Source organism: Thermomonospora echinospora (genome assembly GCF_900108175.1).
In the GTDB taxonomy this organism is placed as follows: domain Bacteria; phylum Actinomycetota; class Actinomycetes; order Streptosporangiales; family Streptosporangiaceae; genus Thermomonospora; species Thermomonospora echinospora.
Window position 1 is genome coordinate 46582 of record NZ_FNVO01000007.1, and the last position, 24269, is coordinate 70850.

Sequence of the window (24269 nt, forward strand, 5' to 3'; positions counted from 1 at the left end):
AGCGCCATGAACGTGGGCGGGACCGGAGAGTCCGCGGCGTGGCCGCCGTCAGTGCCGGGCGGCGGGTTCGGCGCCGGCCCCGGTCAGGGAGCGGACCTCCATCTCGGCGTACTTCTCGGCGTTGTGCTCCTTGCTGAGGACGGTGCCGAGCCAGCCGCACAGGAAGCCGAACGGGATCGAGACGATGCCCGGGTTCTCCAGCGGGAAGAAGGAGAAGTCCGCGCCGGTGAACAGCGCCTTGTCCGAGCCGGACACCACCGGCGAGAACACCACCAGCAGCACGGCCGAGCCCAGGCCGCCGTAGATGGCCGCGACCGCGCCCGCCGTGTTGAACCTCTTCCAGAACAGGCTGTAGAGGATGGCGGGCAGGTTGCCGGAGGCGGCCACCGCGAAGGCCAGCGCCACCAGGAACGCCACGTTCAGCCGCTGCGCGTAGATGCCCAGCACGATCGACACCGCGCCGATCACGAAGGCCGAGATGCGGGCGACCCGCACCTCCTCCTTCTCGGTGGCCTGGCCGCGCCGGAACACGTGCGCGTACAGGTCATGGGAGAACGACGACGACGAGGCCAGGGTGAGCCCGGCCACCACCGCCAGGATGGTCGCGAACGCCACCGCCGCGATGACCGCCAGCAGGATCGTGCCGCCCACGTCGCCGAAGACGATCTCACCGACCCGTTCGGCCAGCTGTGGCGCCGCGGTGTTGCCGGCCGGGTTGGCCTTGCGGATCTCGTCGCTGCCCACCAGCGCCGCCGCGCCGAAGCCCAGCACCAGGGTCAGCAGGTAGAAGGCGCCGATGATGCCGATGCCCCACAGCACCGACTTGCGGGCGTCCCGGGCGGTCGGCACGGTGTAGAAGCGGATCAGGATGTGCGGCAGCCCGGCGGTGCCCAGCACCAGCGCCAGCCCCAGGCTGATCAGGTCGAGCTTGCCGGACAGGCCCTGGGCCTCGGTGGCGTACCGTAGCCCCGGCTCCAGGAAGGCGTCGCCCTTGCCGCTCTGCTCGGCGGCGTCGCGCAGCAGCGTGGACAGGTTGAAGCCGAACTTGCCCAGCACCAACAGGGTGACCAGGGTGGCCCCGGTCATCAGCAGGATCGCCTTGACGATCTGCACCCAGGTGGTGCCCTTCATCCCGCCGACCACCACGTACACGATCATCAGCGCGCCGACCAGCACGATGGTGGCGCCCTTGGCGAAGTCGGAGGTAAACCCGAACAGCAGCGCCACCAGGGCGCCTGCCCCGACCATCTGGGCCAGCAGGTAGAAGATCGACACGGTGATGGTGGAGACCCCGGCGGCGGTGCGCACCGGGCGCGGGCTCATCCGGAAGGCCAGCACGTCGGCCATCGTGTACTTGCCCGAGTTGCGCATCAGCTCGGCGACCAGCAGCAGCGCCACCAGCCAGGCCACCAGGAACCCGATCGAGTACAGGAAGCCGTCGTAGCCGTACAGCGCGATCAGCCCGGCGATGCCCAGGAACGAGGCGGCCGACATGTAGTCGCCGCCGATCGCCAGCCCGTTCTGCACTCCGGAGAACGACCGGCCGCCGGCGTAGAAGTCCGAGGCGTCCTTGGTGTTGCGGCCGGCCCACACGGTGATCGCCAGCGTGCCGCCGACGAACGCCAGGAACAGCAGCACGGCCAGGGTCTCGTGGCTCACTTGCCCTCCCCTTCCACTCGGGCGCCCAGCTCGGCGGCCATCGGGTCGAGCTTGGCCTCGGCGTGCCGGGCGTACAGCCAGGCGATCAGGAAGGTGGACACGAACTGCAGCAGCCCGAAGATCAGCGCCACGTTGATGAAGCCGACGATCTGGGTGCCCATGAAGCCGCGGGCCCACCCCGACAGCACCACGTACAGCAGGTACCAGGTCAGGAACGCCACGGTGGCCGGGAACACGAAGGCCCGGAAGCGACGCCGCAACTCCTGGAACTCAGGGCTGCGCTGTACCCGTTCGTAAGGTGTCCCGCCCCGGTCTAGGTCCTTCTCGACGGTCACATGATCCTCCTCGGCTGTGACGGGGGTCACGCCAAGGTAGAAAGCCGGGACGGCGACGTGGAGGGGGCCGCGGGCGGGCTGCGCCGAGCCGCCGGGCGCCTGCGCCGACCCGTCCGCCGCCATCGGTGAACGGTCGATTCCGTACGACGAACGGGCGAACGGCACCGGGCCCCGCCTCCGTACCGGCTCCGGGCGGCCGGTTTCAGCCAGATTCCGGCAAGAGCCGTGAACCACCGACGCGCGCAATAACCTTCCGGAAGGAAATGCCCGCGTCCGCCTCCAGGGAGATCTGGGAGAACTCTTGCACGGTCCCCCGCCGCCCTTTCCGCCCTACGGGCCGCCCCCTGGCCCGGTGCCCCCGGGAGGCATAGTGCCCCCGGTTCCAGGAGGCATCATGCCTCCGGCACCCGGCGATGTCATGCATCCGGGAGGCGTCGCCCCCGTGGCGGACGCCCCGTCCCCGGACGCCCCCGCGCCCGTTCTGCGCAGGTTCGCGGCCTGGGCCCTCGACGGCGCGGTGGTCTTCGGCCTGTTCCTGCTGATCGGCGGGTTCAGCTACGCACGGATCGCCGACCACCTGCGCGCCGAGAGCACCCAGATGGCCGCCCTGGGCCCCTGGGACATCGTCTCCTCCCACGGCGATGTGACGGGCCTGGCCCGCGGAGCCGCCACCGACGCCTGGAACGGCACCGTCTCGATCGTGGTCCAGGGCTTCGTGCTGCTGGTGCTGGCCCAGCTCGTCTACCAGTTCACCGCGCTGGCCTGGCGGGGCCGGACCCTCGGCAAGGCCGTGGCGGGCCTCCAGGTCCGCCCCCTGCCGGAGCGGGCGGCGGGCGCGGTCCGGCTGCGCAAGGGCCAGGCGTTGCGGCGCGCCACGGTCACCACGCTTTCGGAGAGCGGCCTGTACGCGGTCGCCTGCGTCCTGCTGCTGCTCGGCGAGTTCCTCCTCGCGTTCGCGTGCTGGCTGCTGGCCGTCCTCGTGTTCGCCGCCAACGCGCTGCCGACGGTCGCCGGGCGCAAACGCCGTGCTCTCAGCGACCGTATGGGCGGCACCGTCGTCGTGCGCACGCACGTGCTGCGCGACGTCGCCCGGGCCGCCAGGAGGGCCACCGCCGAGCAGGGCCGCCGCCTGCAGAGCGCCTACGCCGACCGCCGCGCCCTGGCGTCCGGCGGGAGGACGCCAGACGCCCTCGGGCCGGGCCAGGGGGCGGCCGATCCCCTGGCTCTCCCCCAGGCCCAGCCGTACCAGCCCCACCAGCCCTACCCGCCCGGCCCCGTCCCCCCATGGGCGGCGCCGCAGGACCGGCCCCCGGCCTCCTGATCAGGTCAACGCCCCGGCGAAGACGATCATCTCGTCGATGTCGCCGTCGGCGGTCACGTGCACCACGTCCGTGCCCGACAGCAGCACCCGGCCGGCCGCGTCCTCGTACCGCCACCCGAAGCGCGCCCACTCGTCGGGCGCGTCCACCCGGGTCGTGCGCACCATCCGGCAGGGGCCGGACGGATGGCTGCGCACCACCTCGGTGATGAACTCCGCCACGGCCTTGCGGCCCACGCCGCGGCCCAGCGGCCCCCAGAAGACGACGTCGGCGGTGAGGGCCCGGCTCAGCAGCCTGTCCCGCTCCTGCGGATCGCCGGTGTTGGCCGCCGCGAGGAAGGCGTCGACGGCACGGTCATGCGCTGCGTCCTGCTCCACCCCGCGATCGTAGCCGCCGCCTCCGGGCGGCTCAGACCTGTTTGGGACGCCAGGTGCCGCGGTTGACCTGGAGGGTCTCGGGGGTGTGCAGCCGGACCATGGTGCGCGCCACCCCGGCGGGCGTGCTGCGCGGGGTGAGCAGGGACACGCCGATCATCACGGCGAACGCGGCCGGCACCGTCCAGGCCGCGGGCTGGGCCAGCAGGGCCCCGGCCAGGCCGCCGGGCGGGCCGCCCAGGATCGTGCACACCACGGCCGTGCCCGCCAGCCCGCCGCCCACCACCAGCCCGGCCAGCGCGCCCGCCACGGTCAGCCGCCGCCACCAGATGCCCAGCACCAGCAGCGGGCAGAAGGTGGACGCGGCGAGCGCGAACGCCAGCCCGACCACGTCGGCCACCGCCAGCGCCCGCGCCGCCAGCGCCAGCCCCAGCGGGACGAACAGCGCCAGCAGGGTCGCCGCACGGAACGAGCGCACCCCGCCGTGCAGGATGTCCTGCCCGATCACCCCGGCCACCGACACCGTCAGCCCGGAGGAGGTGGACAGGAACGCCGCCACCGCCCCGGCCGTCAGCAGCGCGCTCAGCAGGTCGCCGAGCGTCCCGCCGACCAGCCGGTCCGGCAGCGTCAGCACCACGGCGTCGGTGCGCCCGGTCATCAGCAGTTCGGGGGTGTAGATCCGGCCGAGCGCCCCGTAAAGGGCGGGCAGCAGGTAGAAGGCGCCGAGCAGGGTGAGGACCAGCACCGTCGTACGGCGCGCGGCACGACCGTCGGGATTGGTGTAGAAGCGCACCAGCACGTGCGGCAGGCCCATCGTGCCCAGGAACGTCGCCATGATCAGCGAGTACGTGGCGTACAGCGGGTACTCGCGGCCGGCCAGCGGCTGCGCCCACTCGGAGTCGGTGCGCACCGGCAGGGCGGACACGTGCGGCACCGTCGCGCCCGCCGGGAACGTGATCTCGGTGTCGCGGGCGATCCGGTGCTCGCCCGCCGCCAGGGTCACCGGCCCGGCGTGCTGGGCCCCGTCCATCCGGCCGTGCACGACCACCGGGACCGGGCGGTCCACCCGCACCTCGACGTCCGCGCCGACCGACACCGTCGTGCGCTCGGCGAACGCGGGCGGCGTGTCCTGGCCGAGGCCGGGCGAGCCGTCCTGTCGCCAGGCGATCAGCAGGAACAGCACCGGGACGGCCAGCGCGGTCAGCTTCAGCCAGTACTGGAACGCCTGCACCATGGTGATGCTGCGCATCCCGCCGGACAGCACGTTGATCGTAACCACCACGGCGACCAGCACCGCGCCCACCCAGAACGGCGTGCCCGCCGCCGTGCGCAGCACCAGCCCGGCGCTCTGCAGCTGCGGCATCAGGTACAGCCACCCGATCAGCACGACCAGCACGCTGGTGACCCGCCGCACCGCCATCGACTCCAGCCGCGCCTCGGCGAAGTCCGGCAGCGTGTAGGCGCCGCTGCGGCGCAGCGGCGCGGAGATCAGCACCAGCAGCACCAGGTACCCGCCGGTCCAGCCCACCGGCAGCCACAGCATGTCGGCCCCATAGGCCAGGATCAGCCCGGCCACGCCCAGGAACGAGGCCGCCGACAGGTACTCCCCACCGATCGCCGAGGCGTTGCGCAGCGGCGAGACCGTCCGGGAGGCCACATAGAAGTCCGAGGTCGTCCGCGAGATCCGCAGCCCGAACGTGCCGACCAGCACGGTCGCCGCCACCACCAGCGACACCGCCGCCAGCCCGTAGGCCGTGCTCATGTGCCACTCACGTGTCGCGGTCGACCAGGTCGGCGAAGTCGCGTTCGTTGCGTTCGGCGTGCCGTACGTACCACCGGCCGCACACCACGAAGCCGGGGTAGACCAGCCCGGCCAGCAGCACCCAGGGCAGTGGCAGGCCGCCGACGTCCAGCCCGCGCAGCTCCGGGGCGAGCACGAACAGCAGCGGCAGCCCGCCGACGACGACGCCGAGCGCCGCGCACACGCCCAGTCCCAGCCGCAGCTGGGCTCGCACCAGCGAGCGCATGTACGCCTCGCCCAGCCCGGTCTGCTCGTCGATCTCCCGGGTCACCGGGTGCCGGGGCCGCCGGGTCGCCCGCATCCGCGGGCTGGTGACCAGCACCCGCCGCGGCCCCTCGCCGTCCCGGCTCACGGGGTCCGCCTGGCGTTGCGGACCAGCAGGTCGCGCAGCTCGCGGGTGTGGCGGCGGCTGACCGGCAGCTCGGTGCCGCCGACCCGGACCGTGCAGCGGCCGGAGTCCAGGCGCAGTTCCTCGATGTGCCGCAGGGCCACCAGGTGGCTGCGGTGGACGCGGACGAACCCGGCGCCGCGCCAGCGTTCCTCCAGCGCGGCCAGCGGGATGCGCACCAGGTGGCCGCCCGAGGGGGTGTGCAGGCGGGCGTAGTCGCCGTGCGCCTCGACGTACCAGACGTCGGCGGGGGCGACGAAGCGGGTGACCCCGGCCAGCTCGACCGGCACCAGTTCCGGGTCGGGTGAGGGCGGCGGCACCGCGCCCGGCTCGGACCCGGCGGACCCGGGCTCGGCGGCGGCCCGCTCGCCGGGGCCGCTCACCCGGCGGATGGCCTCGGCCAGCCGTTCCGGCCGGACGGGCTTGAGCAGGTAGTCGGCCGCCTTGATCTCGAAGGCGTCCACGGCGTGGTCGTCGTAGGCGGTGACGTAGACGATCCGCGGCGGCCGGGCGAACTGGGCCAGCAGCCGGCCCAGCACCACGCCGTCCAGCCCCGGCATCCGGATGTCCAGGAACACCGCGTCGATCGGCCGGCGCTCGGCCAGCGCCCGGTCGACCTGCCGCAGCGCGGCGGCGCCGTCCCGGGCCACGGCGACCTCCTCGATGCGTGGGTCGGCGCGCAGCCAGAAGGCCAGGTCGTCCAGCGCCGGAGCTTCGTCGTCCACGGCCAGGACGCGCAGACCGGCCACTGGACCTCCTTGTGGGGTGGATCACGTCGGATGTCCTAAGGGTCCGAACGCGGCGCTCGAAAGTCAAACGCCGGACGCCGTCACCCCGGGCCGGTACTTGGGCACCCGCAGCGTCACCTTGGTGCCCGCGCCTGTCGCGGTCTCCACCTGCAGCCCGTACTCGTCCCCGTACACCTGCCGCAGCCGCCCGTCGACGTTGCCGAGCCCGATCCCGGCCGCCTCCGGCGAGCCCTCACCGTCCGGTTCCGCCCCCCGGTACTCCCCCGCCAGGATGTGCCGCAGCCGCTCGGGGTCCATGCCGATCCCGTCGTCCTCCACGCTGATCACCGCGTCCGCCCCGGCGTCCTCGGCGATGATGGTGATCTGGCCGGGTCCGGTCCGGTCCTGCAGCCCGTGCCGGACGGCGTTCTCCACCAGCGGCTGCAGGCACAGGAACGGCACCGCCACCGGCAGCACCTCGGGCGCGATCCGCAGCGTCACCCGCAGCCGGTCGTCGCCGAACCGGGCGCGCTGCAGCAGCAGGTAGCGGTCGATGGAGTGCAACTCCTCCGACAGCGTGGTGAAGTCGCCGTGCCGCCGGAACGAGTAGCGGGTGAAGTCGGCGAACTCCAGCAGCAGCTCACGCGCCCGTTCTGGGTCGGTCCGCACGAACGAGGCGATCGTGGTCAGCGAGTTGTAGATGAAGTGCGGCGAGATCTGCGCCCGCAGCGCCCGCACCTCGGCCTCCATCAGCAGGGTCCGTGAGCGGTCCAGCTCGGCGAGCTGGAGCTGGGCGTCCACCCAGTGCCCCACCTCCTCGGCGGCCCGGATCAGCCCCGCCGACACGTCGTCCCCGTAGGCGGCCAGCGTCCCCACCACCCGGTCGTCGGTGGTCAGCGGCACCACGACGGCGTGCTTGACGGGGCAGTCCAGGTACGCGCACGCCACCGTGTCCGGCCCGAGCACCTCGGTGCGCCCGCTGTCCATCGGCCCCGCCGCGTGCGCCAGGGCCCCCTCGGCGTGGTGGTCGCCCGAACCGTCCCAGGCCAGCAGCCGTTCCCCGTCGGTGATCGCCAGCGCCGCCGACCCCAGCAGCTCCCGCAGGTGGCGGGCCGCCTTCTGCGCCCCCTGCTCGGTCAGCCCGGCCCGCAGCGGCGGCGCCGCCAGCGAGGCGGTGTGCAGCGTCTGGAACGTCGCCCGGTCCGCCGGGCTGCCCAGCTCCCGCCGCCCCCGCCACCACGGCACCGCCGCCAGCCCCCCGGTCACCGCCACCGCCGCGACCACCGCCAACGCCACGTCCATGCCCGCCACCGTAGCCCCGTGCCCGGCGCGGATCCGCCCAGAACGCGGCATCCCTCGCGGGGACGGACGCCGCCCGGCCGCAATCGGTGCCGCCTAGCGGATCCGCCTGCCGCTCGCCGCAGACCCGGTGGTCATGCCGCGGCCCCTTCGCTGGTCACTTGATGTAGACGAGGCCGTCGGTGACCACGGTGGGGCGGCCGCGGGTGCCCACCACGACGAGCTTGACGGTGTGCCGGCCGCTGGTGTTCCAGCTCTTCGTCCAGACGATCCGGCGGTAGGCCGTGGACGATGCCCTGGTGTCGACGGTGGCGGCCTTGACGCCGTCGACGTACACGTGAACGGCGCCGCGTTTGGTCCCCCGCTGGAAGATCAGGCCGAACGAGCGGCCGGTGAAGGTGTAGCGGGCGGTGGCGCCCTTGGCGCTGCTGTAGTACGCCTTGCCGCCGAGATAGGAGCCGGAGTTGGTCCTCTTCCAGGTGCCGGTGCGGGTGGAGCCGGACTCGTGGACGAGCGCGGCGGTGTGGGTGACCGACGAGCTTCGGGTGTTGCCGGTGGCGTCGGCGGCGGTCAGCGACCACCGCATGGAGGTGTTCGGCTTGGCGGAGGCGTTCCAGGAGGTCGTGGCCGGGGTGAAGGTCTTGGCGGTGGGCGAGGTGGCCTTCACCGACTGCAGCGCCGTGTTGTCGGTGGCCTTCCAGCCGAGCCGGACCGGCACCGACCCCGCGCCGGCCGTGCCCGTGCGCACGGTGAGGCGGGGAGGCGTGGTGAAGACCGGCGCGGTCGTGTCGGCGACCACCGGGTAGACGGGCGAGGACACGGTGGTGCCGTTGAGGTTGACGGCGCGCACCTGGAGCCGGTGGGAGCCCGCGGCCATGGTCACCCGGGCCGAGGTCGCCGTCCCGTTCGGTGTGGCGACGACCTTGCCGTCGACGAGCACCTCATAGCGGGAGACGCCGGCGGGCTTCCAGCCGAGGGTCACCGTTCCCTTGGTGTAGTAGGTGGTCCCGACCTTGTTCGCGCCCGTGATGGAGGTGACGACGGGGGACGCGGCCGGGGTGACCCACTGCTTGGCCTGGGTGCGGATGGTGCCCAGCTTGGCGTAGAGCCGCTCGCCGGGGCATTCGGTGGCGAAGCCGTCCAGATGCCCGGAGATCGTGTTGAACGTGACCGTCGTGTCGGCCGGGTACTTGCCGTTGTCGATGGGGGTGGTCAGCCGGCCCTTGCCGGTGGGGTCGCCACCGTGCAGGCCGAGCTTCCACGCGGCGACCTTGGCGACCGCGCTCACGGCCGCGTTCGCGGGCTCGGTCTTGGTGTACGTGCCGAGCACCGCTACCCCGGAGGAGCCGGTGTTGAAGCCGTAGGTGTGCGCGCCGACCACCGGCCTGTCGACGCCGCCCCCGCGGCCCTCGAAGATGGTGCCGCACTTGTCGACCAGGAAGTTGTATCCGATGTCGTCCCAGCCTCTGGTCTGGACGTGGAACAGCATGATCGACCGTATGACGGCCGGCGACTGGGCGCAGGTGTAGTCCTTGTTCTCCGCCGTGTGGTGGGTGAAGACCACCTTGGCGCTGGGGGCGTAGGCGGGAGGGTTGCGGACCAGTGCCTCGTCGGCGCCCCACCCGGCGCGGCTGACGATGGTCGGCCGCGGCGCCGTGCCGGTGGAGGCGACCGGGACCTGCCCGGCGGCGCCGGCTCCCGGGTCGTCGCCGGGGTCGACCAGGTCGACGCGCAGTCCCTTGGGCAGGGCGCCGCCCTCGCCGGTCACGTGGACCTGCACCCCGTTCGACGGCCCCACCCACATCGGCTCCGTGGCGCCGCGTGACGGGCGCTCGGAACGCGGCCCGGCGTCGGGCGCGTCCCCCTCCCCGGCCTCGACGGACCGCCATGGCGACCACCTGCCGGTGACCGCGCTGCGCACCCGGACCCGTACCTCGCCGCCGAGGTCCGTCCGCACGTCGTCCCAGGAGAGGCCGAGCAGGCTGAACGGCCGCGTCCGCTCGGCCGGAACCTCCATGACCGGACGCGCCGCCCCGGCCGCCTGCGCACCGGAGACCGTGCGCAACGCCAGCGTGTGCACCTGCCCCGGCCGGGCCTCGGGGGCGGGGGAGGCTTCCGACGGGCTCCCGGCCCACACATGCACGACGCTCCCGGGCACCACCAGCCCCGCCGCGGACAGCACGACGACCGCGCGCCTTCTCATGACCCTCCGATCATGCGGCGAATCCGTCGTGTCACCGCGGCACGGCCCCACCCGGCAAGGGAAAGCGGCGATCGTCGATCATAGCCACGGCCGCCCTGGCGTCAGGGACATTCCGGTTACACCGGCCACGGTCTGGCCTGCCGGTGAAAGGGGGGCGGGTCAGCGCAGAACGGTGCCGCCGTCGACGTTGACCGTCTGTCCGTTGATCCAGGAGCCCTCGTCCGACAGCAGGTAGGCGACCATGCCGGCGACATCGCTCGCCTCGCCGTGGCGAGGACTGCGGGTGCGGGCGAGCATGGCTTTGAGCATCTCCGGCGGTGCGCCGTCGCGGATCTCGGGGGTCAGGATCAGGCCGGGGGTGATGGCGTTGGCGCGGACGCCGTCCCTGCCCCAGCGCGAGGCGACGTGGCGGGCCAGAGCGTTGATGCCGGCCTTGGTCACGGCGTAGGCGGGGCGCTTGGGCTCGCCCGTGAAGGAGGCGATGGAGGAGGTGTAGACGATCGCGCCGCCGCCGCGGGCGAGGAGTTCGGGAACAGTGTGGCGGGTGACGAGCATGTGGCCGCGCAGGTTGACGGCGATGGTGCGATCCCAGATCGCCAGGTCGATGTCGACGACATCGGTGTCCTGCTGGACCGCGCCCATGTCGCCGGCGTTGATGTGGACGGCGTCCAGCCCTCCGTAGGTCCGCACGGCCACGGAGACCAGTTCCCTGACGGAGGCGTCGTCGGAGATGTCGAACCGCACCGCGACCGCCCGGCCACCGGTGTCGTTGATGGCCGCGGCGGTCTCTTCGGCTCCGGCGAGGTTCAGGTCGCCGACCACGACCTTGGCGCCCTCCTGTGCCAGCCGCCGCGCCGAGGCGGCGCCCAGCCCGGTGGCGGCACCGGCGATCAGGATGACCTTGTCCTGCAGACCCTGCATGTTCCCGTGCTCCGCTTCCCCTGTGTCGAATTGCGTTCTAACCTTAGCAGAACGCAATTCTCTACAACGAGAACGTGATGTAGGCCGCACGGCGGGGCATGTCGGAGGGAAGCAGATGGGGTACGCGGACGAGCTTTTCGACCTGACCGGCAGGGTCGTCCTGGTCACCGGCGGCAGCCGGGGTCTGGGCCGGGAGATGGCCTTGGCCGCCGCCCGGTGCGGCGCCGACGTCGTCATCGCCAGCCGCAAGTACGACGCCTGCGCGGCCACGGCCGAGGAGATCGAGCGGGCCACCGGCCGCGCCGCGCTGCCCTACGGCGTGCACATCGGCCGCTGGGACCAGCTGCCGGGCCTGGTCGACGCCGTCTACGAGCGCTTTGGCAGGCTTGACGCACTGATCAACAACGCGGGCATGTCACCGGTGTACGACTCGCTCGACTCGGTGACGGAGAAGATGTTCGACGCCGTACTGAACCTCAACCTCAAGGGCCCGTTCCGGCTGTCGGTGCTGGCCGGCGAGCGGATGAAGGCGGCCGGCCGGGGCGCGATCGTCAACGTCAGCTCCACAGGGTCGATCCGGCCGCGAGCGGCGATCGTGCCCTACGCGGCCGCCAAGGCCGGGCTCAACGCGCTCACCGAGGGCCTCGCCCAAGGGCTCGGCCCGCAGGTGCGCGTCAACACCCTGATGGCCGGCCCGTTCGCCACCCAGGCCACCCGGCACTGGGAGGACGACAAGAACAAGCTCGACGAGGGGGTGCGCCCGCACGCGCTCCAGCGCATCGGGAAGCCGTCCGAGGTGGTCGGCGCCGCGCTCTACCTGATCTCGGACGCCTCCAGCTACACCAGCTCCGCGACGCTCCGGGTCGACGGCGGAATGCCCTGAAGGCGGCCCGGACCACTGAGCCCATGGCCGCCCGGCGGACTACCGGCCCCGGCGGAATGCCCTGAACGCGGCCCGGCCCCCGAGAACCTCCAAGCCGTGGATCACCGAACGGCCTCGCCGGACGGACCCGGGGTCGGGCAGCATGGACTTATGCCTGACAGGCCGGATCCTTCCACCGCCTCCTGGCGGCCCGAGCTCTTCGAGGGGGTGCCGGGCTTCCCCGAGGCGGTGGACTGGCACGTCCGCCCGGAGCCGCCGGTGGAGATCGTCTATGCCGGTGTCTACGAGGACGGCGGCACCGGCTTCATGGTGGTGCGGGACGCCACCGGGCGGAAATGGCCGTTCTGTTTCGACAGGTCCTTCGGCCGCCTGTTCACCGGGGCCCACCCCGACGACGGGCAGGCCGCCCTCGTACGTCCCGGAAGCCCGCTGGAGGCCGACGTGCTCGCTCTCATGGGCGATACGGTGCGGCGGATCATCCGTGACGGCGCCCGGCACCGGCCGCCGGAGATCCCCGAGCTGCGCGTGCTGCCGTCGCTGTACGAGGGCGCCCTCGTCCACGCGCAGGCACGCCGCCGCAGGCCGGGCTGGGCCTCGATCCAGACCTGAGTCCCTCGTGTCAGGTCAGCAGGAGGGTCTTGCCGATCACCTGGCGGGACTCGATGGCGGCGTGCGCCTCGGCGGCGCGCTCCAGGGGAAAAGTCTGGCCGATGACGGGCCTGAGCCTGCCCGCGGCCGCCTTGGCCATGGCGGTCTCGGCCAGGCGCCTGCGGTCGGCCATCCCGTACTGCACGTCGCCGATGCCACGTACGGTCACCTCGCGGCGCCGGGCCTCTTCGAGGTCGATGCCGGCGAAGTCCCCGCTGGGGGCGCCGTGGGCGGAGAACCGGCCGCCCCGCGCGGTGACCTGGAAGGCGGCACGGCCCATCTCACCGCCGACCCCGTCGAGGACGAGGTCGGGGCCCCTGCCGCCGGTGGCCTGGCGAACCTGCTCCGTCCAGCCGTCCTCGGAGTAGTCCACCACGACGTCCGCCCCCAGTTCGCGGGCCAGGGCGAGCTTGCGGGCGCTCCGAGCGGCGGCGATGACGTGCGCCCCCGCCGCGTGCGCGAGCTGGACGAACAGGACACCCATTCCTCCGGTGGCGCCCACGATCAGGACGTGCTCGCCCGGCCTGACGGCGGCGGCCTCGAAGACGCCCACGCCGGTGACGCCGTCGTGGACCAGCGCGGCGGCGTCCCGCAGGTCCAGCCCGTCCGGCACGGGGACCAGTGCCCCGGCGGCGACCGCCACCTGCTCGGCATAGCCGCCGTGCCCGCCCAGGTCGCCGGTGTAGGCGACCACGCGCCGGCCCGTCCAGCCCGGGTCGGCGCCCTCGCCGACCCGCAGCACCCGCCCGGCGACGGCTCCGCCCGGCACGTACGGGGGCGTGATCCCGAAGTGCTCGCCGGCCCAGCCCGCGCGGATCTGGGTGTCCACGAACAGGGTGTCGGCGGCGGCCACCCCGACGACCACCTGTCCGGACCCCGCCACCGGATCGGGCACCTCGCTCACCGTCAGGACCTCCGGGCCCCCGAACTCCTTGGCTTCGACGATCTTCATGATCCGCTCCCTTGCCGTCGGTACTGCCAGCAGTCTTGAACCTCAACCAATATCGAGGTCAACTCCGGCGCATGACCGAGACGCGGTCCCGCGGCCTAACGGGTGGTGAGGGCGAGCTTGGCGCCGAGGCCGACGAAGGAACCGGCGAAGATCCGGCGCAGCCAGGTCATCACCCGGGGCCGTGAGGTCACCTGGCTGCGCACCGAGGCGGCCAGGACGCCGTAGCCGGCGAAGACGACGAACGTGAGCGCCATGAACACCGCGCTCAGCTCCAGCATCCGCCACAGCGACCCCGGCTCGCCGGCGGGCACGAACTGCGGCAGGAAGGCGAAGAAGAACAGGGTCAGCTTGGGGTTGAGGAGGTTGATCAGGACACTGGAGGCGATCACCCTGGCCGCCGGGCGGGGCCCGGTCCGCGTCTCCACCACGATCGCGTCCCGGTCCCGGAGCGTGGCCCACGCCATGTAGAGCAGGTAGGCCACCCCGAGGTACTTGAGCACCTGGAACGCCAGTGCGCTGGTGTGCAGCAGCGCCGCGACACCGGTGATCGTGGCCATGATGTGCGGGACGATGCCGAGCGTGCAGCCGACCGCGGCGACGACGCCCGCGCGGCGGCCGTGCGCCAGGGCCTCCGCCAGCGTGTAGACGACGCCGGTGCCCGGGGTGGCGACCACGACGAGCGTGGTCACCAGGAATGCGATGGTCATGGTGGATCTCCTGGCGATGGGGAACGGGATCGGCCGACGCGACGCCCCGGGGCGTCCGGCCCCGGAGGGCGGCGCCGGCGTCCTCACCCTCCCGTCACCGTGGTCCGGTGGACAGGTCCAATCCGGAGCCTTCCGACCGGTCCAACGCCGGACACGCCGTTCACCACCGCACCCGGCGGGTCAGACCCAGTGGTTGTCGTGCTTGAGGAAGAACTCGGCGCGTTCCTCCTCACTGGCCTTGTCCAGGTCGATCAGCCCCTCGAAGTAGCCCTCGCGAGGTGCGCCGGGGGCGAAGTGCAGCAGCATGGAGGCGGGCTCGCCGGACTCGTTGCGGAAACCGTGGACTCCGCCGATCGGCACGTGCACGTAGTCGCCCGGCCGGGTGTCGATCCAGCGGTCGCCGTTGTAGATGCGCAGCGAGCCGGACAGGATGTAGAACGACTCCGCCAGCGTCCGGTGGAAGTGCGGCCCCGGCCCGCTCGGCTCGGCGCTCATCTCGTACCGGTAGAGCCCGAACAGCCCGCCGGTGGAGGCCCCGGTCGATAGGTAGTGGACCCTCGTGCCGTTGGGATAGACCAGTTCGGGCTCGTGTCCGTCCGGCCGGTAGACGGCGCTGACCTCTCCCCCGTCCCCGAAGTACTGCGGCTCCGGGTATGTCATGGCCGGTCCCCCTTCCAGCAGGCCCACCGTGCGGGCTTGATCACAACACCCGCCACATTAGAGGTCATCGGGTCACGGCCATGCCCGGTCCCGGTAGCCCGCCGCCTGCAGGCCGAACAGCCGGGCGTACAGGCCGCCGGCCGAAAGGAGCCCGTCGTGGTCGCCCTGCTCGACCACGGCCCCCTCGGACAGGACCACGATCGCGTCGGCGTCCCGGACGGCGCTGAGCCGGTGCGAGATCAGCAGACCGGTGCGGCCGGCGCGGTGCTCGCGCAGCCGCTGGTGCACCTCGGCCTCGGCCTCGGCGTCGAGGCCGGAGCTGGGCTCGTCGAGGATGAGCAGGTCGGTACGGTCGCGCATCAGGGCACGGGCGAGGGCGACCCGCTGCCACTGGCCGCCCGAGAGCATGACGCCGGTGCCCGGGTCGTCGTGCTCGGGGGACTCGAACGCCCGCGAGAGCATCGTGTCGTAGCCCCGTGGCAGCGCGGCCAGTGTGTCGTGGATCCCGGCGCGGCGCGCGGCGGCCACGACACGGTCCCGCTCGTCGAGCTCGGTCAGGTTCCCCAGGCCGATGTTGTCGGCGGCGCTGAGCTCGTAGGCCATGTAGTCCTGGAAGACGGTGCCGATCCGCAGCCGCAGCTCGTCGACCGGCAGGTCCCGCAAGTCCACGCCGTCCCACAGCACCGCGCCGCGGGTGGGGTCGTAGAAGCGGCACAGCAGTTTCACCAGCGTGCTCTTGCCGCTGCCGTTCGGGCCCACCAGCGCGGTGGCCCTGCCCGCCGGGATCGTCATGGTGACGCCGCGCAGCACCCACGGCAGGTCGTCGCCGTAACGGAACCAGACGTCGCGCAGTTCGACGCCCTTGCGCAGCGGGCGCACCGGTCGGCGGGTGGCAGGGGGCGGCTCGGGCAGGTCCGGTCCGGCGTCGACGACGTACCGGTAGTGGCCGAACAGCAGCAGCGCCTCATGCGTACGGCCCACGCTGCTGATCACGATGGTCAGGCCGTCCTGGACACCGGCGACCGCGGCGACGAACATCGACACGTCGCCGACCGTGAGCCGGCCCGCCCGGGCGGCGTGCACCGCCCACACCAGCCCGGCCCCGGCGACCAGGGCGCCGACCGCCCCGTGCAGGCCCTGCACGACCAGCTCACGGCGGTCCATCTGGCGGCGCCTGGCGTTGCTCCACCGCAGCTCGGCGAGCATCCGCGCGCCGAAGAGACCACCCAGCCCGTACAGCCGCACCTCCTTGGCGGCGCTGGGGCTGTTGAGCAGTTGCGCGTAGAAGAACTCACGGCGGGTGGCGTGGCCGAGCCCGCCGTGTAGGCGGGCCCGGTAGCGGCTCAGCCGGAGCTGGCCGTTCATCGCGACCAGCCCGGCCATCGCGACGGGCACCAGCATCCAGGGGTTGAGCACGGCGAGCGTGGCCACGAACCCGGCGAGCATCAGCAGTCCCTGGACCCCGCCGAGCCCGCCGGCGACCACCTCCGACGGCCCGGTCGTACCGGTCTCGGTGGCCAGGGACAGCCGGTCCTGAAACCGGGGGTTCTCCAGGTGCCGCAACCCGGGCATCCGCGCGACCGCGGCGTACAGGCGCCGCCGCGCCGTCAGGTCGATCGCCCGTCGCAGCTCCGCATCGGCGTACGGGATGGCCAGGGGCAGCAGGACGGCGGCCACACCGGCCGCGGCCAGCAGCAGGACGGGCACCATCAGCGGACGGTCGGGAACGGTGAGCCGGTCGAGCACCACCTTCATCAGCCAGGCCACCGCCACCGGGACGGCGCTCGCCACGACGGCCAGCACGACGCGCACCACCAGCCGTCCGGCGCCCGACGACCACGCCAGCCCCACCGCGGCCGCCAGGGAACGGGCCGTCCCGCTATTGCGGTCCTGGTCGGTCATGCCGGGATGGTGTCCGGTATCCGCTCGACGCTGGCGTAGCTGGCCACCATCGTGTCCCCGGACAGCAGCGCGTACGCCGGCAGGGCGCCGACCCCGAACGCCCGCACGAGCGGCCCCTGTTCCTCCTGCTCGACCAGCACCCGGGCCACCGGCGCGAGCTGTTCACGCATCTGGCCGCTGTCCGGCATGTCGCCGAGGACGACGGCCAGGACCTGGTCACGGCCCCCTGGAGCCGCCTCGGCCCGGGAGAGGAACTCCGGCAGGCTGTGCTCGCACGACGGGCAGCCGGGCGCCATGAACGCCACCAGCGTGGAGCCCTTGAGGTCCGCCCTGGAGACCAGCTCGCCGTCGACGGCGGTCACCGTGAAGTCGCCCACCCGGTCGCCCGGCGGTACCTCCAGCGGCGGCGGCGCGGCCGAGCCCGCAGACCGCGCCGGCAGCCGGCCGAGCTCGTTCAGCCGCCGGATGACCCCGAGGGTCAGCACGATGTTGATCAGGCAGAGCGCGCCGACGATCGTCGCGGCGGCCGTCGCAGTCGTCAACGGGGCCTCCTTGCCGAATCAGGTCCGCCCGTCCGGGACGACGGGGCGGACGAGGGTGACGATCTCCTCCAGCTCGATCAGCAACAGCGCGACCGCCGCACCCGCGACCGCCGCGAGCACCGGCACCGGGCCGAGCGGCGGCGGCCCCGTCCCCGTCAGCGCCGTCACCCCGCCCACGGCCGCGGCCAGCAGCAGGACCACGTTGCGGGCCAGGTGCGGCGCGCCGGGCGGGCGGCGGCCCGCACCGAAGCAGCGGCACGGCACGCGGACCCGCCGGCGGATCATCGAGACGGTGACGGCGGTGAACACTCCCAACAGCACCGCCGCCGCCGCGAAACCCGCTGGTGCCAGCGGGGACACCAGCACGGCCACCGCCGTCACCCCCTCGGCGGCCACCGCCGCGACCGCGAGGGGGGCCGCGGCCGACGGCGGGATCCGCACCCCGGTCGTCAGCCAGCGGCGGAAGTCGGCGAACGCGGCCCGGCCCGCCTTGGCGGCGCAGGAGCGGGCGAACGTGACCGCGACGACCGCCTGGCAGCCCACCGTCAGACAGGACGTCGCATCCGGCACGCCCGCTCCCCTCCCTCAGTAGCCGACCTGTGTCGCCTCACCCCGCTGGAACGGACCGCCCCGCATGAGCAGGTCGGCCATGTGATCGCCCAGCGGAAGACCCAGGTCGTGCTGCATCCACATGAACTGGCCGGCCGGATTGACCTCCAGGAACACGTACTCACCCTCCGGCGTGACGATGAAGTCCACCGCCGCGTACACCGCGCGCAGCTCCGTCAGCAGCGCTTGGGTCCGCTTGACGATCTCCTCCGGCAGCGGCCGGTAGTCCCCGTAGGGCAACACGGCCTGCTCGCCCGACTCGCCCCGCCAGTCGACCCTGGTGGTGTCCCTGTCCTGAGAGTTGATCGTCACCGGGAAGTAGGTGTCCCCGATCACGGTCAACCGCACCTCGTAGGCCTTTTCGATGTAGTCCTGGAACATGCACATCGTGTGGCCGACCCGGTCGAGGTGCTCGCGGATCTCCTCGCCGACCACCGAGGTGAGCAGCCCGCCGGGGAACGCGCCCGGGTAGTGGATCACGCCGCCGGTCTGCGCCTTGTAGACGATTGGGACGTCGGCACGTTCCAGCAGGGCGGCGACCTCCTGCGGGTCGTTGGTCAGCAGCGTGCGGGGGACCCGGAGCCCCATCCGCTTGGCCACCTCCAGTTGGTACGGCTTGAGCTCTCCGATCGCGTCGATGTCCGGCCGGTTGACCCACAGGCAGTCCGTCGCACGCAGGATGCCGCCGATGGCCTGCATGGCCTCCTTGCGCGCGAAGATCTGCTCCGGCTCGGGCATGTCGGGCCCGAAGTCGAAGGCGGTCGGACGGCGGTACCACACCGCCGAGAGGCGGTCCAGGTCCGCCTCCCGGTCGCCGTGGCGCAGGTACCGTCGCCGTTCCTCGAAGTCGGAGGTCGTGAACGTCAGCCTGCGCGGAAAGTAGCTCAGGTCGACGCGCACGACCTCCACACCCCGGTCGGTCAGCGTCGTGATGACCGGGTCGACCGTCGGGTCGAACTCCTGGGTCAGGATGAGGACCTGCTGATCGCTCAAGGTCATCGACTCAGAAGCAGACGTCGTCCCGGCAGGTGTCCGAGCCTGCATAGCAGCTGGTGCTGGTGTTGGTGTTGACGCCCGCGGAGGGAACGCCCGGGGGCAGCATCCAGGTCTGGGAGTCCTTGTCGTAGTGACCGGGCTGCGGGTCGGCGAGCTGGCCGTCCCACTCCAGCGAGTACAGGTAGGCCAGCGGCTGGTGGCGCGGGTCGGGCGCCGGCGGCAGCTCGACGTTGTGCCCCTGGATCATCGACAGGGAGACGTGCAGCGGGTCGCGGGTGAGGGTGTCGTACACGGTGTTCCTCCTTCTTCGCCGGCTGTCGCGGCGAGCTGCGGGCCGTCCGTTGTCACGACGGCGGTGGCGATGTCGGCTGGGTGATTCCGAAGATCCCGGTCACCTCTCCGGAGAACGACCACACCAGGTTGGTCTCGTCGAAGTGCCCGGCCGTGAAGACGACGTCCTGCTCGGGCTCCCACTCCGACACCACCTCGTACAGGTAGGCCAGCGGCGATCCATGGGCCAGCCTGCGGCGTTCGCGAACGTCCGCCGGCACGGCCCGGATGACCATCGAGCCGTCCTGGAGCTCCGGCGGATCGAACCGCAGGAACGCCGGGAAGTCCTCGAACACCCCCCGGTCGGCGGCGTCGCCCTCGGGCTCCCCAGAGCCGGCTGCTGTGATCACGAATGCATCGTCACCGATCACCGCTTTCAGTTCGCTCTCAACCCGCTCTCAGCCCGACCGCGCCCCTGGACCCGCTTCGCCCCAGCCGCCTTCAGAGCGGCATGACGGCTCCGCCCGACCGTTCTTCAGGCCGGTAGGCGGCTGCGAACCCGGCCATTGTTCAGACCGGTAGGCGGCTACGAACCCGGCCGTTCTCCAGACCGGTAGGCGGCTGCGAACCCAGCCGTTGTTCAGACCGGTATGAGCGGCTGCGGACTCAGCCGTTCTCCAGGCCGACGAGCCGGTCCGGTGGGAGGAGGTGCCCTGCCTGGTCTTCGCCGAGGGAGCGGCGCAGCGCGGCGTCCAAGGTGAAGCCCGGCTCCTCGGCGCGGGCGCGTTCACGAGCGTACAGCCGCAGCAGGTCCGGCATGCGGTACCGGGGCTGTCCGGTCTCGTCCTCGCCGAGGGGGTCCAGCAGCCGGGCGTCCACCAGTGACTCCAGCCGTGTCCTGGCCCCGTCGGGGGAGACGCCCAGCAGGGCGGCGGCCGCCCGGGGAGTGAAGCCGGCCGGGGGCAGCAGTCCGAGCAGCCGGAACACCCGCCGCTGGGCGGGGGGCAGATCCCGGTAGCCCGCCTCCAGGCTCGGCCGGATGGCCAGGTCGCCGGCGGCGAGCTCGTCGAGCCTGCGGTCCGGGTCCCGCAGGCGCGCGGCCAACTGGCCGGGGCTCAGCTCGGGGCGGGTGGCCAGCCGCGCCCCGGCGATGCGCACGGCCAGCGGCAGGCGGCCGCACAGGTCCGCGATCTCCCGTACCGCGGGGTCGCCGGTCGCGCCGTCCCGGCCGCACACGCGCCCGAGCAGCCGGACGGCGTCGTCCGTTCCGGGCACGTCGAGCCGCACCGGGCGGGCTCCGGTCAGCCCGGCCAGTGAGATCCTGCCGGTGACCAGCACGGCGCAACCGGACGCGGCCGGCACCAGCGGCCGCACTTGCGCCTCGTCCACGGCGTTGTCCAGGAGCACCAGAAGTCTGCGGCCCGCCGTCCGGGAACGGTAGAGGGCCGCGCGGTCGTCCAGCGAACACGGGATCACCGCGTCGTCCACCCCCAGGGCGCGCAGGAACCGCCCGAGGATGTCCGCCGGATCGACCGGACGGGAGCCGGATCCGCGCAGCTCCGCATAGAGCTGGCCGTCGGCGAACAGGGCGGCCGCGCGATGCGCCACGTGGACGGCGAGCGCGGTCTTGCCGACACCGGCCGGCCCGTCGATCGCGAAGACGAGAGGGCCGCCGCGGTCGCGGCCCGACAGCATCGGCTCGCTGATCGCGGCGATCTCCCGCCGCCGTCCGGTGAAGTCGGGAACGTCCGACGGCAGTTGCCTGGGGGACGCGGCGGGCCGGTCGTCACCCCGCAGTGCCGCCGTGTGGGCGTTGCGGACCTCACGGGACGGCGCGACCCCCAGGTCGTCGGCCAGCCGCTGCCGGACCCGCTCGACATGACGCAGCGCCTCGGCATGGCGCCCGCAGGCCGACAACAGCCGCACCAGCCGCGCCTGCAACGGCTCGTCGTAGGGCGCGGCCGCGGCCACCTCCCCCACGAGCGCGATGGCCTCGGCCGGGCGTCCCAGCCGGAACGCCAGGTCGGCGAGTTCCCCGGCGCAGTCGACGCGTGCCTGTTCCACCGCCCGCACGGCGGGGTCGGCGGCCAGCCATTCGGGGCGCCCGCCCAGCACCGGGCCCCGCCATTCCTTGAGCGCGGCCGACAGCAGGGCCATCCGGCGCTCCGGATCGCCGGTCATGGCACCGGCCGCCATCCGATCCCGGAAGCGGGTGATGTCGACGGCCCCGTCCGGCACCGTGAGCCGGTATCCGGACCCGGCATGCTCCAGGCGGTACCGCGGTCCCGCGACCTCGCGGAGCCAGGCGCGCAGCCGGTGCACGGCGCACTGCAACGCCCGGCGGCTGCCCTTCTCGGCGCCCCAGGCCAGTTCGAGGAGCCGATCCTCACCGGCGATGTCCCCCGAGGCGAGCAGCAACGCTCCCAGCAGGGCGCGCACGCTCGGCCCCGGCAGCGGCACCATCCGCTCCCGGGAACGGACGACCATTTCCCCCAGGATGAGAAACTCCACGCCGGTCCGCCTCCGGTCGTCCTCCTCGGGAACGACCGTGCGGTCGTCGCGGATCTCCCGGTGCGGCGGGCCGTTCTCCCGGGGTGGGGCGTCGTCGCCGCCGGTGATACGACCGCCGGCCTGGTGCCGCCGGTAGAGGGTGCCGAACTGGACGTCCACGAACCGGGCAGTGTCCTGCCGGCCCGTCCCGCCCTGGCCGTGATACTCGGTGACGGCCTGGCGTAGCGCCCAGCCCGACATCCGCTGCAACCTGGCCAGATGCCGCGCCCGGCTGGCCGGATCGCCGGCCTGCCGCGCCGCGGCCAGTTCCTCGGCCAAGCCCTTCAAGTACCGGTCCAGCCCACCGGCGCCGGGGTCTCCGGCGACCGGCTCGTCGACGCGGTCGGCCATCGACTGCCCTTCGTCGCTCCAGTCAAAAACGACATTAGGCACGTTCCAGAAGCGGAACAACCCCCCCAAACGGCCGTTTCTGGACATTTTTTTAGGGGTTTTGGTGTGCGAATATCCGTGCGCGGACGGTAATCACACAAGGTCTCCCGCCTGCCGCACCGTTTGCACCGTTCCGACGAACGCCGTGACCGATGGCCGGTTCAGGAGAACGGGGGATGCCGGACCTCGTCGTTCCCCTCGTCGTCCTCGGGACGCCGCCCGCTCGGGACGCCACCGCGTCGCTCCGACGTCGTGTCACCCGGGGCGTCGTGTCACTCGGGGCGTCGTCCCGTCCGGGGATCCCGTGCGGTCAGGCAGTAGATGCCGCCGACCGGATCGCGCATGACGGTCCAGGCCGTCCGCACATCGATGACCTGAGCCCCGTGCTTCTCGTGCCAGGTACGGACCGCCGCGACGTCCGAGCAGGCGAAGTCGAGATGAGATGAGGCGGGCCGGTCCTCACCCAGCCGTTGCAACAGGATCCGGACCGGCAGGGACGCATCCGGCACAAGTCGCCTGAACTCGGACGAGCCGGTGGACCGCAGCTCCCAGCCGGTCAGGTCCGCCCAGAACGCCACCTCGTTCTCATAGTCGGCCGGGCCGATGTCGACGCACACCTGATCCAGCAGGCTGCTCGCCCCGTCCGGTCCCGTCACCGCCGGAGACCGGCTGTCGGCGCCTTCCCAGGGCACCAGGCAGAAGAGCTGCCCTGCGGGCGACCGCAGCACCGACAGGCCCGGCTCTCGGCGGACGACCTCCGCCCCCAGCCCGCACGCCGTCTTCTCGGCCTCAGGAATGTCCTCGACCTCGAAGTCGAGATGCGCGCCGCCCCCGTCATGCACGCCCTGAAGCTTCAAGTGCGCGTCCCCCGCCACCGGCAGCAGCGTCGCGAACTCCATCGCGTTCCCGCGCCGCGGCGACAGCGACGACCCCGTCACCGTCGTCCAGAAGTCCGCACTCTCCTCCAGCCGCGCCAACGGCCGGTCGACGAACGCCCACACCCACCGGAACACACCGCCTCCTCTGCTCGGCACCACGCCGCAACGCACGGCGAGAACGCCCGCCGCTCCTCGCGATCCGTCTACACGGACGGATCGCGTCCTGCGGCCGGAGCCGGGGCGGGTTCCTTCCGCCGAACGCTCCCGGCGAGGCTACAGACCCACCGAGGATCCGCAAGGGAGTATCGCGGCTGCGAAGCCACCGGCACGGTGGGAGCAGTCGGCCATGGTCCGCCCACCGATGACGCCTCCCGTCACGCCGGCTGCGTAACCTCCTGGCGCGCCCTGCGCATGAACCCGGCGACCTCCTGCGGGGACTTGCCCTTCATACCAGCCATGCCCGCCGTGGTGGCGTCCGCCCAGTAGCAGGCGGTGAACTTCTGGTCCTCGCTCAGGGTCGGCAACTCGATACAAGACGCCGACCCGCCGAGCGGCCCCGGATCGACCTCGGTGACCGGCGCGTCGGCGGGATCGGTCAGCGTCCCCCGCGCCGACTTCTGAAACACGGCGATCGCCGCCTTGGGATCGGCGAACTTCCCATTGGCCCCCGCGACGACGACCTGGTCATCGCCCAAGGCAACGGTCCTCGGCGGTGGCGGCGCCGTCCCGTAGATCGCCCCCGCCGCCCCACTGGTCTGGTACTCGGGCAGATCCTCGAACACCCGCCGATTCGCCGAGACCACCAGCCGCCCTTCCCCGTCACTCTCCGGGTCCCGGGACAGCCCCGCCACCGTCTGCCCGAGCACGAACGTGCGAGGCCCCTGCGACCCCGCTGCCGTCGAGGCCTTCGTGTCCCCCGGCGTTCCTTCGTCCGCCTCGGAGAGAACCGAACACCCCGACATCGTCACCACCATGGCCGTCCCGGCCAGCACACTGATCGGCTTCCACATACCGCCATGCTGCGAGCCCCACCGTCCCCCGCACATGAGGCACCGGTCCCACCTCTCCCGGAGGGACTTTCCGGGACGACGGACCTCCCTCAACCACGGCCCCGCAGAATCCTTGGAGTCGCGTACCACCACGGCCCGTTCCCCTGAGGATGAGAACCCGGCGAACCAAGGAATTCAGCCTGGCCACCGTTGTCCGGGGCACTGACGAATGCCATGCTCGATGTGCTCCACATATCACCGAGCCA

General features: G+C 72.6%; 24 protein-coding genes. 3 read left to right on the plus strand and 21 right to left on the minus strand.

The features are described 5' to 3' along the window. Positions 1-48 precede the first annotated feature (48 nt). Both C4U03_RS17710 and C4U03_RS17715 read right to left on the minus strand, forming a co-directional pair. Positions 49-1659, minus strand: coding sequence for a solute symporter family protein (locus C4U03_RS17710; RefSeq protein WP_103938901.1), 1611 nt, complete (start codon positions 1657-1659; stop codon positions 49-51). Further along, on the minus strand, positions 1656-1994 hold the full coding sequence (locus C4U03_RS17715) for a DUF485 domain-containing protein (protein WP_200827318.1): 339 nt from the start codon (positions 1992-1994) through the stop codon (positions 1656-1658). The genes C4U03_RS17710 and C4U03_RS17715 overlap by 4 nt, the downstream gene beginning before the upstream one ends. A 394-nt stretch (positions 1995-2388) precedes the next feature. On the opposite strand from C4U03_RS17715, the gene C4U03_RS17720 reads away from it, so the two are divergent. Next, positions 2389-3315 carry an RDD family protein gene (locus C4U03_RS17720; RefSeq protein ID WP_103938902.1) on the plus strand — a complete coding sequence of 309 codons (927 nt, stop codon included), beginning with the start codon at positions 2389-2391 and terminating at the stop codon, positions 3313-3315. Here the strand turns inward: C4U03_RS17720 and C4U03_RS17725 are convergent, their stop codons facing one another. The 7 genes from C4U03_RS17725 to C4U03_RS17755 all read right to left on the minus strand — a co-directional run bounded on the left by C4U03_RS17725 (position 3316) and on the right by C4U03_RS17755 (position 11027). After that, positions 3316-3690: a nuclear transport factor 2 family protein gene (locus C4U03_RS17725; RefSeq protein WP_103938903.1), complete on the minus strand. Its 375-nt coding sequence runs from the start codon at positions 3688-3690 to the stop codon at positions 3316-3318. A gap of 31 nt (positions 3691-3721) precedes the next feature. Further along, positions 3722-5449 (minus strand): sodium/solute symporter, encoded by a 1728-nt coding sequence (locus tag C4U03_RS42520; protein WP_103938904.1) that lies wholly within the window; start codon positions 5447-5449, stop codon positions 3722-3724. A 7-nt stretch (positions 5450-5456) separates the two neighbouring features. Then, a complete protein-coding gene (locus tag C4U03_RS17735) occupies positions 5457-5840 on the minus strand; it encodes a DUF485 domain-containing protein (RefSeq protein ID WP_200827300.1) in 384 nt (127 codons plus the stop codon). Then, positions 5837-6625 (minus strand): LytR/AlgR family response regulator transcription factor, encoded by a 789-nt coding sequence (locus C4U03_RS17740; protein WP_103938905.1) that lies wholly within the window; start codon positions 6623-6625, stop codon positions 5837-5839. Before C4U03_RS17740 ends, C4U03_RS17735 begins: the two co-directional genes overlap by 4 nt. Positions 6626-6688: 63 nt before the next feature. Next, a complete protein-coding gene (locus C4U03_RS17745) occupies positions 6689-7906 on the minus strand; it encodes a sensor histidine kinase (protein WP_103938906.1) in 1218 nt (405 codons plus the stop codon). Positions 7907-8060: 154 nt separating this feature from the next. Beyond that, positions 8061-10106, minus strand: coding sequence for a peptidoglycan recognition protein family protein (locus C4U03_RS17750; RefSeq protein WP_103938907.1), 2046 nt, complete (start codon positions 10104-10106; stop codon positions 8061-8063). A gap of 159 nt (positions 10107-10265) precedes the next feature. Continuing rightward, positions 10266-11027 (minus strand): SDR family NAD(P)-dependent oxidoreductase, encoded by a 762-nt coding sequence (locus C4U03_RS17755; protein WP_103938908.1) that lies wholly within the window; start codon positions 11025-11027, stop codon positions 10266-10268. Between the two features lie 115 nt (positions 11028-11142). Between C4U03_RS17755 and C4U03_RS17760 the strand changes: the two genes are divergently transcribed. Both C4U03_RS17760 and C4U03_RS17765 read left to right on the plus strand, forming a co-directional pair. Then, complete coding sequence (locus C4U03_RS17760) at positions 11143-11910, plus strand: SDR family NAD(P)-dependent oxidoreductase (protein ID WP_103938909.1); 768 nt, start codon at positions 11143-11145, stop codon at positions 11908-11910. A gap of 150 nt (positions 11911-12060) precedes the next feature. Continuing rightward, complete coding sequence (locus tag C4U03_RS17765; RefSeq protein ID WP_103938910.1) at positions 12061-12519, plus strand: hypothetical protein; 459 nt, start codon at positions 12061-12063, stop codon at positions 12517-12519. A 10-nt stretch (positions 12520-12529) separates the two neighbouring features. Here the strand turns inward: C4U03_RS17765 and C4U03_RS17770 are convergent, their stop codons facing one another. The 12 genes from C4U03_RS17770 to C4U03_RS17825 form a co-directional block, all read right to left on the minus strand. Continuing rightward, positions 12530-13510 carry a zinc-binding dehydrogenase gene (locus tag C4U03_RS17770; protein WP_103938911.1) on the minus strand — a complete coding sequence of 327 codons (981 nt, stop codon included), beginning with the start codon at positions 13508-13510 and terminating at the stop codon, positions 12530-12532. A 95-nt stretch (positions 13511-13605) separates the two neighbouring features. Further along, entirely contained in the window at positions 13606-14217 is a 612-nt protein-coding gene (locus C4U03_RS17775; protein WP_103938912.1) for a LysE family translocator, read from the minus strand. A 180-nt stretch (positions 14218-14397) separates the two neighbouring features. Further along, the gene (locus C4U03_RS17780) at positions 14398-14877 is read right to left on the minus strand and encodes a cupin domain-containing protein (RefSeq protein ID WP_103939146.1); all 480 of its coding nucleotides are present in this window, start codon (positions 14875-14877) and stop codon (positions 14398-14400) included. A gap of 72 nt (positions 14878-14949) precedes the next feature. Continuing rightward, positions 14950-16779, minus strand: a complete 1830-nt coding sequence (locus C4U03_RS17785) for an ABC transporter ATP-binding protein (protein ID WP_103938913.1) — start codon at positions 16777-16779, stop codon at positions 14950-14952. Then, positions 16776-17321 (minus strand): TlpA family protein disulfide reductase, encoded by a 546-nt coding sequence (locus C4U03_RS17790; protein WP_103938914.1) that lies wholly within the window; start codon positions 17319-17321, stop codon positions 16776-16778. The genes C4U03_RS17785 and C4U03_RS17790 overlap by 4 nt, the downstream gene beginning before the upstream one ends. A gap of 18 nt (positions 17322-17339) precedes the next feature. Next, positions 17340-17891 carry a MauE/DoxX family redox-associated membrane protein gene (locus C4U03_RS17795; protein ID WP_146087426.1) on the minus strand — a complete coding sequence of 184 codons (552 nt, stop codon included), beginning with the start codon at positions 17889-17891 and terminating at the stop codon, positions 17340-17342. A 15-nt stretch (positions 17892-17906) separates the two neighbouring features. Continuing rightward, entirely contained in the window at positions 17907-18929 is a 1023-nt protein-coding gene (locus C4U03_RS17800) for an MvdC/MvdD family ATP grasp protein (RefSeq protein ID WP_103938916.1), read from the minus strand. Positions 18930-18933: 4 nt separating this feature from the next. Next, positions 18934-19218, minus strand: coding sequence for a hypothetical protein (locus C4U03_RS17805; RefSeq protein ID WP_103938917.1), 285 nt, complete (start codon positions 19216-19218; stop codon positions 18934-18936). A 52-nt stretch (positions 19219-19270) separates the two neighbouring features. After that, positions 19271-19606 carry a hypothetical protein gene (locus C4U03_RS17810; RefSeq protein ID WP_146087427.1) on the minus strand — a complete coding sequence of 112 codons (336 nt, stop codon included), beginning with the start codon at positions 19604-19606 and terminating at the stop codon, positions 19271-19273. A gap of 256 nt (positions 19607-19862) precedes the next feature. After that, positions 19863-22097, minus strand: a complete 2235-nt coding sequence (locus C4U03_RS17815; protein WP_160147026.1) for an AfsR/SARP family transcriptional regulator — start codon at positions 22095-22097, stop codon at positions 19863-19865. Between the two features lie 311 nt (positions 22098-22408). After that, positions 22409-23149 carry a VOC family protein gene (locus C4U03_RS17820; RefSeq protein WP_160147027.1) on the minus strand — a complete coding sequence of 247 codons (741 nt, stop codon included), beginning with the start codon at positions 23147-23149 and terminating at the stop codon, positions 22409-22411. Between the two features lie 239 nt (positions 23150-23388). Further along, on the minus strand, positions 23389-23988 hold the full coding sequence (locus C4U03_RS17825; RefSeq protein ID WP_146087428.1) for a hypothetical protein: 600 nt from the start codon (positions 23986-23988) through the stop codon (positions 23389-23391). Positions 23989-24269: the final 281 nt, after the last annotated feature.